Genomic DNA, 15,385 nt, shown 5'->3' on the forward strand with positions numbered 1-15,385 from the left:
ATTATGTCCGGGCTTCTTAAAAAAACTGCTTTTCTAAGTCCGACAGGCTGCTAGTAGCGCCGGAAAACGAGTCGCCAGGGTTGACAAACACCGAGGACAGTACGAAGGTTTGCTCACACTTTGTCTGCATGAGCGGAAGATCTACCTTAGTAGTTCAGATTAGGCGCTGGAAAACTCACGTTGCGCTCGCGTTTCTCTTGCCGCTGTTGGTCGCGGAGGCCGCGACCAACTTCGCCGGCATCACCGTGCCGGGCTCAACCAGCTATGCCGGCACGGGCAACCACAAGCCGGCACCGGGCAGTCCGATCAATTGGAGCCGTCCTTTGGCCACCGGTTTGGTAACGGCCTTGGCCGTCAATGAAGGTTCCGGAACCAATTTTTTCGACGCGGTCTGGCAGACGAACTGGTTTCCCCAAGTGCTTGACCTTACCGCGCCGGGGGCCCTGCCGCCAGCGTGGGTTTCTCCGCCCGTAAGCGCTGATTACCCGTGGGGCGGGCCGGCAATCAACAACCTTGGCGGGGGAAGCAACGCACTGCAAATCATGGGCTCCTTCATCAGTAACCTGGTAGTCACAAATACAACCGGTTTTACCTATGGTGCATTGGTGCAACCGCTCGACACGACCACTTTCGGGCGCATCACGGACAGCCCGGCGGCGGTCATGTGTTGGTATCTCAATACTCCAGGCCGAAACGGCTTGCTCACGACCACCTGGTTCGGGCCGACTGGCACGGCCATCAATCCGACCTACCCATTTACCGTGAACAAGTGGATTCTGGTCCTATTCACCGTCCAACCGAACCTCGGCGTGATATACGTGAACGGGATTCCCGTCACCACCAACACCACGGTCTCCCTCAACTATATCGGCCAATCACATCCCGTCGCCTACAATGGCACGATCGGACCTGGTGGCCATGGTGGCGCTTATATGTGCAACGCCAATTTCGGTTCGTGGTGGATCTGGAACAATCGGGTCTTGACCGCATCCGAAGTGGCCCAGATGTACACCAATCCCTGGTCCATGTTCTATTCCGGTGCCGAGAAAGGTTTCATCAAGGGCACCAAGCTGGACCTCCATGAGACTGCGGTCGTGAGCAACGTGTGCTTCTACTCTCATGCCGCCGCCGGGAATGTTCGCCTGGGCATCTACGACAATCGTTCGCCGAAGCACCTTTTGTGGCAATCCGCGACGATCCCCAACCCCGCCACGAGCAATTGGATTACCGCCCCCATCAGCACCGGCGTACCCGGAACCTTGACGCTCAGTACCGGTGCCTGTTGGCTGGTCTGGCAAACCGACTCCGCCATGGATGTGCCCAGCTATACCCCGGGGACGAACGGCGACGGATTCATGGTGAACCAGGCTTTTGGCCCATTCTCCCCCACGCTGACGGGCGAGACTGCCACCAGTGAAACTTGGAGCATGTACCTCACCTACCTCACCCCGCGCCAAGCGCCGGTATTTGATGGCTACGGCTGGCAGGGAAAAGCCAGTTTCCAAGTGCAAGGCGTGACCGGCTCACAGCAACCGTTGAACTTCTTCACCTCAACCAATCTTACCAACTGGCTTTTGCTGGACACCGGCACCGCCGGATCAAACGGACGTTTCCAATTTCTCGACACCAACACGACCGGCTTTCCCCAGCGATTTTATCGCGGGGTGTTGCAATAGATCCATTTCAAACCATACCACAACCTACTTTTTTTGGGCCTGTTTCCGCGCGATTTTCAGGCGGCGGTCGCACAGTTCCTGCATGGCGGGCAGCACGGCTTTCAAGCGCTCATACAACCGCGTGGCGGCGTCCCAATCCCCTTGGGATTCCGCCAGAGCAGCGGCCGCCAACCCGGCCTTGGACACCCAGAACGGATCGGCAAATTCATCGTCTCGCAGGTTCTTTCCGTACACCACATTCAGGTAATGGTCCATCGCCTCTTTCAGCCAGGCTGTCCGTTGGGCATCGGTTTTCAGGCGGGCCTGTTTTTCCCGCACTATGCCGAGCCCGACTTCCGCCTGGCTGCGAACCGGAATCGGCGCGCTGGGCAGGATGGCATGTTGATAATTCGTGGCGGCCATCTCGTAATAGGCGGGTTCGGTGGCGGCGAGTTGCAGATAGCAATCCGCAATGCGCCCCCACGCGGCAGACACCAGCCGGTTGGTCGCGTAAATTTGCGGAATCCGTTCAAATGCCGCCTTGGCATCCAAAAACCGCTGGGGCGCATTCGTGCCGGCGGAGGGTTCCTCCAGCATGGTATCCCCCCAAGCAAAGAGGGCTTCGGCCACCAGATTGGGCAGACACCGGTCGTCGTTAATCACGCTCTTAAAGTAATCCCCGGCATCTTTGACACCCTGGCGGGCGAGCGCGGCGCGGCCGGCCATCATGCGCGCTTGGAAAGTGATCTCCGTCACCGGCCAGTTGGTGTTCTGAAAGAGAATTTGATAGTTGCGCTCGGCGTTCTCAAAGTCACTGCGGCGGAAATAAAAACCCGCCACCCAATACTGCGCCTGAGGCGCGAGGGCGTGCGTGGCAAATTGCGTGACAAAGTTCGTGAAGAGCCGGAGGGCATTGGTCTCCTGGCCGGCCTGGTAATGCGTCCAGGCGCGGTCAAACTCCGCCTGTGGCCGCAAATCCCGCGCGCCCCGACGCAGCGCCCAGGTATCATACTTGCGGATGGATTCCGCCCATTTTTCCTCCTGTGCAAACGTGCGGGCAATGGCCAGATCGGCTTCCGCCCCGAGTTCCGATTGCGGGAAGCGCGCCAGAAAATCCTCGAATACCTGCCGGGCTTTGGCGGGCTGATCCACACGGTTCCAATTCAGGCCGAACATCAACATGCTGCGCTCGGCATAGTAACTGTTGGGAAATTTCTGCAACAGATTGGTAAAGGCGTAATCGGCCATCGGCTGGTTGTCGGATTCAATGCTGCCGCGCAGCAGTTGGTAATAGACCTGATCCATTAATTCCGAACGGAATTTGGGTTGGGCGGCGTAGTCGCGGCTCAATTGCAAATACTGTTCCAGCGCGTTGGTATAATTCTTTTGCCAAAGATATGCGTCCGCGAGTTTGAAACGGGCCACCGCCTGCTCTTCCCCAACCGGAAGTTTCTCCGCCGCCTGCCGAAACCACGTCTGCGCATTTTCGATCTGGCCCAACAGCCAGAGACACCAGCCGCGGTTCAAGCTCGCTTTGCCGAAATAGTCGCTCTGCGGAAAATCGGCGGTGACATGTTCAAAGTGCGACTGCGCCAGGCCCAGCAGATTGGTCCCCGACGTGGCGGTCTCGTTGGTGATCGCCGGGCTGCTCTGGCTTTGCTTCACAAACTCCTTCAACCGCAGTTCACCCAAGGTCAGTTGGACGAGGTCCAGCGCGCCATCGGTCGGGTTTTGCCGGACAAAGGCTTCCAATTTCTCAATCGTTTCAGCCGTGCGCTTCAAGACCAGGTTAAGCTGGATGATTTTCAACACTGCCAGCCGCCGCTGCTCAGCCGTGGCACTCTCGCCCAAATTGCGCTCATACACTTTGGCCGCCTCGGCGAACTGCCCCAGACGCTCGTAAATCCCCCCTTGCAATTCCACCGCCTCAGCGATGAGCGGCTTCTGCTGGCTTTGCTCGGCCAGCTTCATGAGGTCCACCGAGGCGGTCAGCGCTTCCGGGTAACGCTGGTCCGCAACACGGATGCGGCAGAGCAAGTTCTGCCGGCGCCAGGCCAGCTCCGGGCGGAGCGTCACACTGGCCAGCTCATTGAGCGCCTGTTCGCCCGCCTGATATTCTTTTTGCAACAACAGCGTTTCGCCCAGCAACAAATACCCGCGCACCAACTGATCGGCGTTGGGCTTCGAGCGCACCATTTTCTGAAAGTCCCCCTCGGGATCGGACAACAACTGCCGGACCCGCAGATAATCCTGGTTCTTGAAACGACAATACGCCTCGCCGACCGCCGCTTCGAGCCGGCGCTTGGAAAAGGGATATTCGCGTAAAATCCGCGCGTAGGCCTCCGCCGCCTGGGGATACTGCTGATCGTAATAGTGCGATTCGGCGATCCAGAACGAATACTCATCGGCCAGTTTGCCGGCCTGCTCATATTCTTTTTGCAGCAAGGCGGCGGCATTGGTGTATTTCAGCAGCTTGAACGTCGCCTGGGCCAGCATCAGGATGGCATCCGGGCGGTATTCGGATTGGGGATATTTGCGAATGAACTCCGTAAGATCACGCTCGGCGGTTTCGTAGAAGCCATCCTTGAAGGGCGTGAGCGTCTTCTGGAAAGCACGGCGCTCCGAGGAACTCGCCGCCGGAGCGTTGAAGGCGCAGGCGCAAAGCAGGAGGAAAAGAAAAATCGCAACAACCGAAAGCCGCCATGACGCGAAGGCGCGGAGGGAAAAACCGGCTGGCGCTTCCAACTCCTGACTTCCAACTCCTGACCTCTGATCGCCCCCACTGTTTCGGGATTCGGCGTTCGGATTTCTTTCGGTTTTCGGTTTTCGGTTTTCGGCCTTAACCACCTGGCTCCTTCCGACGACGATTTCGCTGCGACAGTGGCTCACATCCGCCTCTTTGCGTCGGCGGCCATGGCTACGATCGGATTGTCTTAACAGCATCATCAAGTCCAAAGTTTAGTTCTTCAGCGCGCTCAAATATACAAAAATTATCGCTTAAATGCCAACAGCCGCGCGAGATATTGGCCGGTGTGGCTGGCGGCGCAATGCGAAACGTCCTCGGGGGTGCCTTCCGCCACGATGTATCCCCCGCCCTCCCCGCCTTCCGGGCCGAGATCAATCACCCAATCCGCCGTTTTGATCACGTCCAGGTTGTGCTCGATGACCACCAGCGTGTTGCCGGGGGCGCGGAGCTTGAAGAGCACCTCCAACAGTTTGGCGACGTCATGGAAATGCAGGCCGGTCGTCGGCTCATCCAGGATATACAGCGTGCGCCCGGTCTGTTTGCGGCTCAATTCCGAGGCGAGCTTCAGCCGCTGCGCTTCGCCGCCGCTCAACGTGGTGGCTGATTGCCCCAGCGCCAGGTAGCCCAGCCCCACCTCGGCCAGCGTCAGGCATTGCTCGTAGATCTGCGGGATCGCGCGGAAGAAATTCACGCCCTCATCCACCGTCATGGCGAGCACATCGGCGATGTTGAGCCCCTTATAATTAATATCCAGCGTCTCGCGGTTGTAGCGCCGCCCGGCGCACGCCTCGCAGGTGACGTACACCGGCGGCAGAAAATGCATCTCGATCTTGATCAGCCCGTCCCCCTGGCATTCCTCGCAGCGGCCGCCCTTGACGTTGAAGCTGAAGCGTCCGGCGTCGTAGCCGCGCACTTTGGCGGTGGGCAGGCGCGCGAACAAATCCCGGATCTGGTTGAACATGCCGGTGTACGTGGCGGGATTGCTGCGCGGCGTGCGGCCGATGGGCGTCTGGTCAATGACAATCACCTTGTCGAGCAAGTCCATGCCCTCGATTTCCCGGTGCAGGCCGGGCCGCTCCTTGGAGCCGAACCAGTGCCGGAACAGCGCGCGCCGCAGAATGTCATCCACCAGCGTGCTTTTGCCGGAGCCGGAAACGCCCGTGACGCACGTCAGCGTCCCCAGCGGAATGCGCGCGTCAATATTCTTCAGGTTATTCTCGCGCGCGCCCAGGATGCGCAGCCAGCCGCGCTCCTGGGTGGGCTTCACCCGCTGGCGCGGCACCGGCACGCTCAATTCCCCGGACAGATACCGCGCCGTCAGCGAGCGCGGGTTGGCCAGAATCTCCGGCAACGTGCCCGCCGCCACCAACTCCCCGCCGCGCACGCCCGCGCCCGGGCCGAGGTCCAGGATATAATCCGCGCGCCGGATGGTATCCTCGTCGTGCTCCACCACCAGCACGGAATTCCCCAGGTCGCGCAAATGCTCCAGCGTCTTCAGCAGGCGCTCGTTATCCCGCTGGTGCAGGCCGATGCTCGGCTCGTCGAGAATGTACAGCACGCCCACCAGCCCGGCGCCAATTTGCGTGGCGAGCCGGATGCGCTGCGCTTCGCCGCCGCTCAGCGTGCCGCTCTCGCGGTTCAGCGTGAGGTACCCAAGCCCCACATTCCGCAGGAACCCCAGCCGCGAGCGCACCTCCTTGATCACCTCGCCGGCCACCTGCTGCTGGAAATCCGTCAACTTCAGCGCCGCGAAGCACTGCTCCGCCTGATCCACCGACAGCGCGCAGACATCCATGATGGACAGCCCCGGAACCCGCACCGGGCGCGGCTCCTTCGCGGCGGGGCGGAAGCGCCCGGCCAGCGCGGCATCCCCCACCGTCACGGCCAGGATCTCCGGCTTCAGGCGCTGCCCGTTGCACACGTCGCAAAACTGCGGGTTCATGAACGCCTTGAGCCGATTGCGCGTGAACTCGCTCTCGCTCTCCTGGTACAGCCGCTCCAGGTTCGGGATCACCCCCTCGAACGGGCGCTTCACCTTGCTCATCTTCCCGGCGCGATAAAACGTGAACTCCACCTCCTCCGCCCCCGTGCCGCGGATCATCGCGCGCTTGAACTCCGCCGGCAGATTCTTCCACGGCACCTCCAGGCTCACGCCGCCATGCGACGCCACCGCGCGGATCAGCGCCTTATAATATACGATCATCCGCTTGCCCCCGCGCCGCCACGGCAGGATCGCCCCCTCCTCCAGCGTCTTATCCGGATTCGGCACCACCAGCGCCTCATCGAACACCAGCTTCTGCCCGAGCCCGTGGCAAACCGGGCAGGCCCCCTGCGGCGAGTTAAAGGAAAAATGCTTCGGCGTGACCTTCTCGAAACTCTTCCCCGTGGCCGGGCTGTACGCGCGGTTGGAATGCAGCGTCTCCGCCCAGGGTTGGGTCGCGGCGCTGGCGCTGCGGGCCGCGCCGCTGGCCTCCGGGGCCTGCTGCAACACCCAGAGCATCCCCTCCCCCCACTTCAGCGCCGTCTCCACCGAATCACTGAGCCGCACGCGCACCTTCTCCTCAATCACCAACCGGTCCACCACCACATCTATATTATGCCGGGCCTTCGGGTCCAGCTTCACCCGCACATTCGCCTCCAGCTCCACGAACTCCCCGTCAATCCGCGCCCGGACGAACCCCTCGCGCGCCAGCCGCTCGATCACATCCCGGAACTCCCCGCGCTGATCCCGCACCACCGGCGCGAGCAACATCACCCGCGTGCGGGGCGGCAGCGCCAGCACCTTATCCACGATGTCGCTCGTCGTCTGCGGCACCACCGGCACGCCGGACTCCGGGCAATGCGGCTGGCCAACATGCGCAAACAACAGGCGCAGATAATCGTAAATCTCCGTCGTCGTCGCGATGATCGAGCGGGGGTTCGCGCTGCTGCTCTGCTGCTCGATGGCGATGGCGGGCGACAGCCCCTCGATATAATCCACCTCCGGCTTCTGCATCTGGTCAAGGAATTGCCGGGCATAGGCAGACAGCGATTCCACATACTTCCGCTGCCCCTCGGCATACAGCGTGTCAAAGGCAAGGGACGACTTCCCCGAGCCGCTCAAGCCGGTGATCACCACCAGCTTGTTGCGCGGGATTGTCAGCGTGAGATTCTTTAAATTGTGCTCGCGCGCCCCACCTATTTTCATCATATCGTTCGCCATACTCCGGGAATTCTGGCTAATGCCAATCTGCCAAACATAGCGCGCCCAACCGGGCGCGACAACTTCAATTCCGCCCCCCCCCGGCGCAGCGCGCCGATCTAATTTGACGCGGGGCCGGGTTGGGCGTAGGTTCGCCGCACGTCTGAAACCAATGAAGAAGAAAGTGAATATTATGAACGTGTCCCGTCGCAATGCTTTGAAACAGGTCGCTGGCGCCACCGTCCTCGCCGCCGGAACCGCTGGGTTGTCGCTGCACGCCCAGGAATCCGCCAAACTCAAGGGCAACATCAAACATTCCGTGTCCAAATGGTGCTACGGAAAGATTCCGCTCGACGCGTTCTGCAAAGCGGTGAAGGAAATGGGCATCGAATCCGTGGAGTTGCTCGGGGAAAAGGATTGGGCAACCGTGAAGGAGAACGGGTTGACGTGCGCGATGTGCAATGGACCCGACAGCATTAATTACGGCTGGAACCGCGTGGAACATCACGCCAAATTGCTCGAAGGTTTTGCCGCCGCGATTCCCAAGGTCGCCGCGCTTGGTTTTCCCAACATCATCACCTTCTCAGGCGAGCGCAAAGGGATGGATGACGCCACCGGCCTCAAGAATTGCGCGGACGGGCTGAAAAAGCTCATGCCGATTGCCGAGCAGCATAAGGTCACGGTGGTCCTGGAACTGCTCAACAGCAAGGTGAACCACAAGGATTACATGGCCGATCATTCGGCTTGGGGCGTGGAATTGTGCAAGCAGGTCGGCAGTGAACGGCTCAAGCTGCTGTTTGATATTTACCACATGCAAATCATGGAGGGGGACCTGATCCGCAACATCAAGGATTATAATCAGTACTTTGGGCATTACCACACCGGCGGCAATCCGGGACGCAATGAGATTGATGATTCACAGGAGATCAATTATCCCGCCGTGATGAAGGCGATTGTGGCGACGGGTTACAAGGGGTATGTGGGCCAGGAGTTCATTCCCAAGAAAGATCCGCTGACTTCATTGCGGCAATCCATACAGATTTGCGATGTGTAAGGAGTTGCACCCATGAAGCTCTCACGTCGGTCCGTGTTCAAAAGCGTGGCGACGGCTTTGCCATTGGCCGCTATGGGCGGCCTGCCGCGCGCGGCACAGGCCGAAGAAATCGCGCTTTACCGCGCGCGCAAAGGGCGCATCAAACAATCTATTGTCCCATGGTGTTATAAGCCGTTGACGGTAGAGGAGCTGGCGGCGTTGGCCGTCAAGTTGGGGATGCATAGCATCGAGCTGTGTGATCCCAAGTTTTGGCCCAAGCTCAAAGAGCTGGGGCTCACCTGCGCCATTGCCGGTTCGCATGGGTTCGGCAAGGGGTTCGCCCATCTGGAAGAACATGAGCTGTGCCTGAAATCATTGACCGAGCGCATCGGGCAATGTGTCACGGCGGGCGTGCCGAGCATCATCACCTTTAGCGGATTCCGGCGCGGTCTGGCCACGGAGGTGGGCGTGAAGAACATGGTGGACGGGTTGAAGAAAATCGCACCCATTGCGGAGAAGGCGAAAGTGACAGTCTGCCTGGAGATGTTGAACTCCCGCGTGAATGTCGAGATGAAAGGGCATCCGGATTACTTTTGCGACAGCATGGATCTGAGCGTGGATATCCTCAAGCAGGTCAGCAGCGAATACGTCAAGGTGCTCTTCGACATTTATCACGTGCAAATCATGCATGGCGACGTCATCACGCGTCTGAAGCAATACGCGCCATGGATCGGCCATTACCACACGGCGGGTGTGCCGGGGCGCAATGAGATTGATGATACCCAAGAGCTGTGTTATGCCCCCATCATGCGGGCCATCGTCGCAACGGGTTATCGGGGCTACGTCGGGCAGGAATTCATCCCGGTGGGCGACAAGGTCAAATCGCTGAGCGACGCGACCCGGATTTGCGACGTATAGACATCCATCAGGAGACGAATCCAAACATTCATGAGCACTTGGGGAGTGATTTTTGACTGGGACGGAGTGATTATTGATTCATCGCGCCAGCATGACCGCGCATGGCAAATGCTGGCGGAATCAGAGGGGCGCACCCTGTCGCCGGATTATTTCAAGCGCAGCTTCGGGATGAAGAACGAGCGGGCAATTCTGGAACTGCTGCGTTGGACGCAAGATCCCGCAGAAATCAGCCGCCTTTCGTTGAAAAAAGAGGCCATGTACCGCGAGTTGATTGCCGCTGAAGGCATTGCGGTGCTGCCGGGCGTCAAGCCCCTCCTGGCGTGGTTAAGCAAACAGGGTGTGCCCTGCGTCGTCGGCTCCTCCACCCCCGCTGCCAATATCCTATGCGTGCTGGATACCCTCGGTTTGCGCAACGCCTTCCCGCATCTGGTCTGCGCCGGGGATGTTTCCCATGGCAAACCGCATCCGGAAGTATTCCTGAAAGCCGCACAACGGCTGGGCCTGCCGACCACCCGCTGCGTGGTGTTCGAGGATGCGCATGTGGGCATTGAGGCTGCGCGGGCCGCCGGCATGAAGGTCGTCGCCGTGGCCACCACCCACCCCGCCGACACCCTGAGCGATGCCGATCTGGTGGTGAACCGGTTGACCGATCTCGACCCGGAACGCGTGGCGGCCTGGTTCCCGGCGGCGTAGTTTGCGCTGAATTGTGTGTTGAAGGTTTATGGGCGTTGTGGCACGGCGTTTTTTACGGGAGGGAGGCAGATTTTCGACTTGTGAGCATGCCGGGCATGGCGTACTTTGTAACCCGCAGTCAGTAATGAGCTTTTCGGGAAAGTTGTCCCAAAGACGTTTAAGGCAACTGGCGCAAGGCAACGGCATGAAAACACTGTACTTGGTGGAAGACAACCAGGACAACGCGGACCTGGTGCGCGACTTGCTTGCCGACCGGTACACGTTGGTTCATTTCCCGGATAGCCAGGCTTTGCTCAAGGCCATGCAAAACCCAAACTCCCCGGCTCCCGACTTATTGCTGTTGGATATTTCACTCCCCGGCATGGATGGCATCGCACTGCTCCACGCCATCCGCGCTGGAACCCCCTGGCACAAAGTGACCGCGATCGCGCTCACCGCCCATGCCATGAAACAAGATCAGGGACGGCTGCTGGCGACCGGATTTGACGGCTATGTGGGCAAACCCATCATGGATGACAGCATTCTGCTGGCAGCGATTCAAAAACTTCTACCCACCTCATGAATACGTCCAAACCTTCACCGCCCCGCGAGCGCAAATTTAAAGCCCGATTGCAGACACGCATTGTGTTTGGAGCCTTGGTGGCGCTTAGTCTGGTTGCCATGCTTTGGAATTTCGATTTCCTGAACGAGCAAAAAGTGCAATGGCTCCAAACCGGGTTGATTGCCGCCATGATGGTGCTCGGGTTGTTCGAAATATCGCGCACCAACCGCACTCTGCGACATCTGGCGCAGGTGGCGGATGAAATTGGGCATGGCAATTACGCGCAACGTGCCGAGGTGGACTCGAAGGATGCCTTGGGCAGCATGGCGCAGGCGCTCAACACCATGGCGGAACACATCGAGCAGACGATCCAGGAACGCGAGGAAGCGCGGGCCAAGCTGGAGCAATCCCAATCCGCCGTGGCCGCCCGCAACGAGGAGCTGGCCGCCGCCTTTGCCGGCCAGCAACAATTCGGGTCTTTTCTAAGCGAACTCAATTCCATTGAAACCAATACTCTGGCGGCCAAGGCGTTGGAGCATCTGATGCCCGCCGCCCATGCGCATCTGGGGGCGTTTTATTTATATGATGGGGAACAGCAAGCCTTCGCCTGTCTGAGCGCCCAGGGCGCGGACCGCAAGGCACTGGCGGGCTTGGGACGTGAACGCGGCCTGGATGGGCTGCCCGGCGAGGCGTTTCGGCGCAAAACCTGGGTCTTTGTGGAGGACCCCATGCTGGATGGCGCCCTGCAACTGGACGTCGGCATCGCGCGCGTGCCCATCAAGTGCGTGTACGCCATTCCGGTGATGCATCGCGGCGGCGTACTGGCAGTCATCGTCTTGGCGGGGTTGCGCCGACCGGACGAACGCGCTTCCCAAGCCATCACCCACCATGTGGACGCGCTTGCCAACGGGCTCAATAACGCCCTGAGTTACAAGGCGCTGAACCGGCAGTCGCTGCTGTTGGAGCAGGCGAATCGCGACCTGAAGAAAGTGGACCAATTACGCAGCGAATTTGTGGCCAACATGAGCCACGAATTGCGTACCCCCCTGAATTCCATCATCGGGTTTTCGGGAATCCTTCAGAAGAACCGGGGGGGGAATCTCACGGCGGAAGATTTGAGCCGCGCGGAAAAAATCAACCGCAATGGCAAGCACCTGCTGGGCCTCATCAATGACATTCTGGACCTCTCCAAAATTGAGGCCGGGCGCATGGATCTGCAATTGGAACCCGTGAGTTTGAGCAGCATTCTGCGCGAGGTGGTGGACCTCCTGCAACCGCAATCGGAGGCAAAAAAACTCGCGTTGAAATTGGAACTGCCAGCGGATGACCTGGTGTTGGAAACGGATGCGCAACGCCTCCGGCAGGTGGTCATCAACCTGGCCGGGAATGCCATCAAATTTACCCGGGAAGGCAGTGTCACCCTGGTGTTGGAACCCGCTGAATTGACTCCGGGTCGGGCGGTCCTTCGCGTGCAGGACACCGGGATTGGCATACCCGAAGACAAACTGGACAGCATCTTTGAGGCCTTCCGCCAGGCGGATAGCAGTACCACGCGTGAATTTGGCGGCACCGGCTTGGGTTTGACCATTTCCCGTTCCATGGTGCAAATGTTGGGCGGCACGTTGACTGCGGCTAGCACGGTGGGCCAAGGCAGCACCTTCACCATCAAACTGCCCATCCATCGTTCCGTCCAATCGTTTGCCCCAGCCATTGTCCAGCCCGCGCCTGCCGCACAGGAGCCTGCTTCCGCCACCGCACCCGCCGATTCTGCCACGCTGGACCGGCGCAAAACCAAGCCTTCACCCGCCGCCATGGATGGCTTGGATGTGCTATCCACGGTGCTGGCTGGCAAGTCCGGCCGCCGGGTCATGGTGGTGGATGACGATGCCGATGCCTGCGAGTTGATCCGCCAGTATTTACAGGATCTGGGGATGACGGTTATTCTGTGTGTACATGCCGGGGAAGCGGCCCGCTTGGCCGCAGAACAAAAACCGGATTTGATCACTCTGGACCTGATGATGCCGGAAAAATCAGGTTGGGAAGTGTTGGCCCAACTCAAGCACGATCCCCTGCTGCGTGAAATCCCCGTGGTGATCCTCAGCATTCTGGCGGACCGCCGCAAGGCGATCTCTTTGGGCGCCGTGGACGCGCTGGCCAAACCGATTACCCGGGATGATTTCAACGCCGTGGTAACCCGGCATTTAAACGCCCAGATCAAATCCCGGGTACTGGTGGTGGAGGATGATGCCGATACACTGCAAGCCATTACGGCCTGGGTCGCCCCCTACGCCAGTGAATTACTCACGGCAGTTAATGGCCGGGAGGCGCTGAATATTCTGACCCGTTGGCAGCCGGACGTCATTTTTCTCGACCTGCTCATGCCGATCATGGACGGGGTCACTTTCCTGGGCCATTTGCGCGCCCAGCCCGCGTTCGCCAAATTACCGGTCATTATTCTCACGGCCAAAACCCTTTCCACCGAAGAACGAATCACCTTGGAGCGGCATGGCGCCAAAGTGCTTCAGAAAACGGATATCTTTAATTAACGCTATTTATGAGTTCAAATTACTTATTCGAATTAAGTGAAACCCTGAAACAAACTACCATCCTGATTGTGGACGATCTGGAGGATAATCGTGATTTATTGGAACAAATGCTCCTGGAACAGGGGTTTGAATCCACCCTGAAAGCAGCTTCCGGTACGGAAGCCCTGGCGTTGCTGGAAAATAACACGGGCATCGGCCTCATTCTGCTGGATCTGATGATGCCGGTCATGGACGGCTATGAGACGGCGCGCCGTATCAGCAGCAATGCCAAAACCGGGCATATCCCCATCATCATTGTCACCGGCGGAGCGTTACGACGGGATGACGCGCTGATGAAAAGTTTTCAATGTGGCGCCATGGATTTCATTCCCAAACCGGTTGGTGAAGTCGAACTGTACGCGCGCGCCAAATCGGCGTTGGTCATGTTTCATGATCGCGTGGGGATTCGCGACGCGAACCTGGCGTTGCGGGAAAGCAAGCAACGGTATGATCTGGCGGTCAACGGGGTAAGTGAAGGCATTTTTGATATCAACTTTCAGACGGGCGAGGTCTTTTATTCCACCAACTGGAAAAAAATACTGGGCTATGCCGACGATGAAGTGCCGAACCGGTTTGGCATCTGGGAAAATCTGGTGCATCCGGACGATCATGAACGGGTATTGAATATCATCCACGAACATTGGGAAAAACATACGCCCTACTACAGCAGCGAGCACCGCCTGCGCGCCAAAAATGGCGAATATAAGTGGGTCTATTCCCGCGGGTGCGCCGTGTGGGACGAGCGGGGCAAGGTGGTGCGCATGGCGGGGTCCACCACGGACATCACCCAGCGCCGCGCCTTGGAAGTGCAACTGCGCCAAGCGCAGCAGATGGAAAGCATCGGTCGTCTGGCCGCTGGCGTCGCGCATGATTTCAACAACCTGTTGACCACCATTGTCGGCCAGGCCAACCTGGCGCGCATGCATCTGCCCGCCGATTCCCCAGTGCGCGACAACTGCGAAAAAATTGAACGTACCGCCATGCAGGCGGCGGACTTTTGCAAGAAAATGCTGGCGTATGCCGGCCAAGGGTGTTACGCGGCGGAACACGCGGATTTGAGCATTCTTACCGCGCAGATTGCGGAAATCGTGCAACACTCCATCAGTAAAAAAATCAATATCCGCTACGATCTCGCCACACAGCCGCTGGTCGTCGAGGCGGATACCGCGCAATTGCGCCACGTTATCATGAATCTGCTGATTAATGCCTCGGAAGCGATTGGCGATACCCTGGGGGCCATCGCCATCCGCACCGCCCTGACCAAACCCACCCCGGAGGAACTGGCCGCAGCGGTGATCACCTCCCAGACGCCGGCCGCGGAATACGCGCTACTGGAGATCGAGGACACCGGGTGTGGTATGCCCGCTGAAACGGTGGAAAAAATCTTTGAACCCTTTTATACCACCAAGCTCACCGGGCGCGGACTGGGCCTTTCTGCGGTGTTGGGCATTGTGAAATCCCACGATGGGATTTTAAGTGTCACCAGCCAGTCCGGCAAAGGGACGCTGTTCAAAATCTGGTTCAAACGGGTGGATGCCCCGCCTTCGCCGGCGTCCATCTCCATGGAAACTGCGGAAAAATGGCAGGGCTCGGGGGTTATTTTATTGGTGGAAGACGAGCCGGCGATTCGCGAAATGACGTCCCTGATGATCAAAGAGATTGGCTTTGATGTCATTGTGGCGGAGAACGGGGTGCGCGGGGTCGAGATGTTTCGTGAAAATCAGCAACGGATCAAATTGGTGATCATGGATTGGAACATGCCGTTGATGAACGGTGAAGAGGCCTTCCTGATCATTCGCGAAATAGCCCCTGACGCAAAGGTGTTGCTGGCCAGCGGCTATAGCGAACAAGAAGCCTTCCGCCGCTTCCAAGGGCGCGGTCTGACCGGCTTTTTGCAAAAGCCATACCGCTTTATTGATCTGGTGCAGAAATTGCAGATCTGCATGGAAAAATAACCGCTACGCGGATGGTGGGCCTAGTAGGGTTTGGACCGGCATATTGGCTGTTTTCATGGTTGCTCATGTTTGCCTTTC

Annotated in this window: 9 protein-coding genes; 7 read left to right on the top strand and 2 right to left on the bottom strand. The window is 58.9% G+C overall.

Annotated elements, in window-relative coordinates:
- Positions 1-197 precede the first annotated feature (197 nt).
- Positions 198-1,676, top strand: coding sequence for a LamG-like jellyroll fold domain-containing protein (locus WCO56_17500; GenBank protein MEI7731374.1), 1,479 nt, complete (start codon positions 198-200; stop codon positions 1,674-1,676).
- 24 nt (positions 1,677-1,700) lie between these two features.
- On the opposite strand, the gene WCO56_17505 is transcribed toward WCO56_17500, so the two are convergent.
- Both WCO56_17505 and uvrA read right to left on the bottom strand, forming a co-directional pair.
- Positions 1,701-4,601, bottom strand: coding sequence for a tetratricopeptide repeat protein (locus tag WCO56_17505; GenBank protein ID MEI7731375.1), 2,901 nt, complete (start codon positions 4,599-4,601; stop codon positions 1,701-1,703).
- A gap of 44 nt (positions 4,602-4,645) precedes the next feature.
- Positions 4,646-7,588 (bottom strand): excinuclease ABC subunit UvrA, encoded by a 2,943-nt coding sequence (uvrA, locus tag WCO56_17510; protein ID MEI7731376.1) that lies wholly within the window; start codon positions 7,586-7,588, stop codon positions 4,646-4,648.
- Between the two features lie 187 nt (positions 7,589-7,775).
- On the opposite strand from uvrA, the gene WCO56_17515 reads away from it, so the two are divergent.
- The 6 genes from WCO56_17515 to WCO56_17540 all read left to right on the top strand — a co-directional run bounded on the left by WCO56_17515 (position 7,776) and on the right by WCO56_17540 (position 15,307).
- On the top strand, positions 7,776-8,636 hold the full coding sequence (locus WCO56_17515; GenBank protein MEI7731377.1) for a TIM barrel protein: 861 nt from the start codon (positions 7,776-7,778) through the stop codon (positions 8,634-8,636).
- Positions 8,637-8,648: 12 nt separating this feature from the next.
- Positions 8,649-9,533, top strand: a complete 885-nt coding sequence (locus WCO56_17520; protein ID MEI7731378.1) for a TIM barrel protein — start codon at positions 8,649-8,651, stop codon at positions 9,531-9,533.
- A 30-nt stretch (positions 9,534-9,563) separates the two neighbouring features.
- Positions 9,564-10,226 (top strand): HAD family phosphatase, encoded by a 663-nt coding sequence (locus WCO56_17525; GenBank protein ID MEI7731379.1) that lies wholly within the window; start codon positions 9,564-9,566, stop codon positions 10,224-10,226.
- Between the two features lie 184 nt (positions 10,227-10,410).
- Positions 10,411-10,788, top strand: coding sequence for a response regulator (locus WCO56_17530; GenBank protein MEI7731380.1), 378 nt, complete (start codon positions 10,411-10,413; stop codon positions 10,786-10,788).
- On the top strand, positions 10,785-13,313 hold the full coding sequence (locus tag WCO56_17535; GenBank protein MEI7731381.1) for a response regulator: 2,529 nt from the start codon (positions 10,785-10,787) through the stop codon (positions 13,311-13,313). Before WCO56_17530 ends, WCO56_17535 begins: the two co-directional genes overlap by 4 nt.
- A gap of 8 nt (positions 13,314-13,321) precedes the next feature.
- The gene (locus WCO56_17540) at positions 13,322-15,307 is read left to right on the top strand and encodes a response regulator (protein ID MEI7731382.1); all 1,986 of its coding nucleotides are present in this window, start codon (positions 13,322-13,324) and stop codon (positions 15,305-15,307) included.
- Positions 15,308-15,385 lie beyond the last annotated feature (78 nt).

It is taken from the genome of Verrucomicrobiota bacterium (assembly GCA_037139415.1).
Classification (GTDB): Bacteria; Verrucomicrobiota; Verrucomicrobiia; order Limisphaerales; family Fontisphaeraceae; genus JBAXGN01.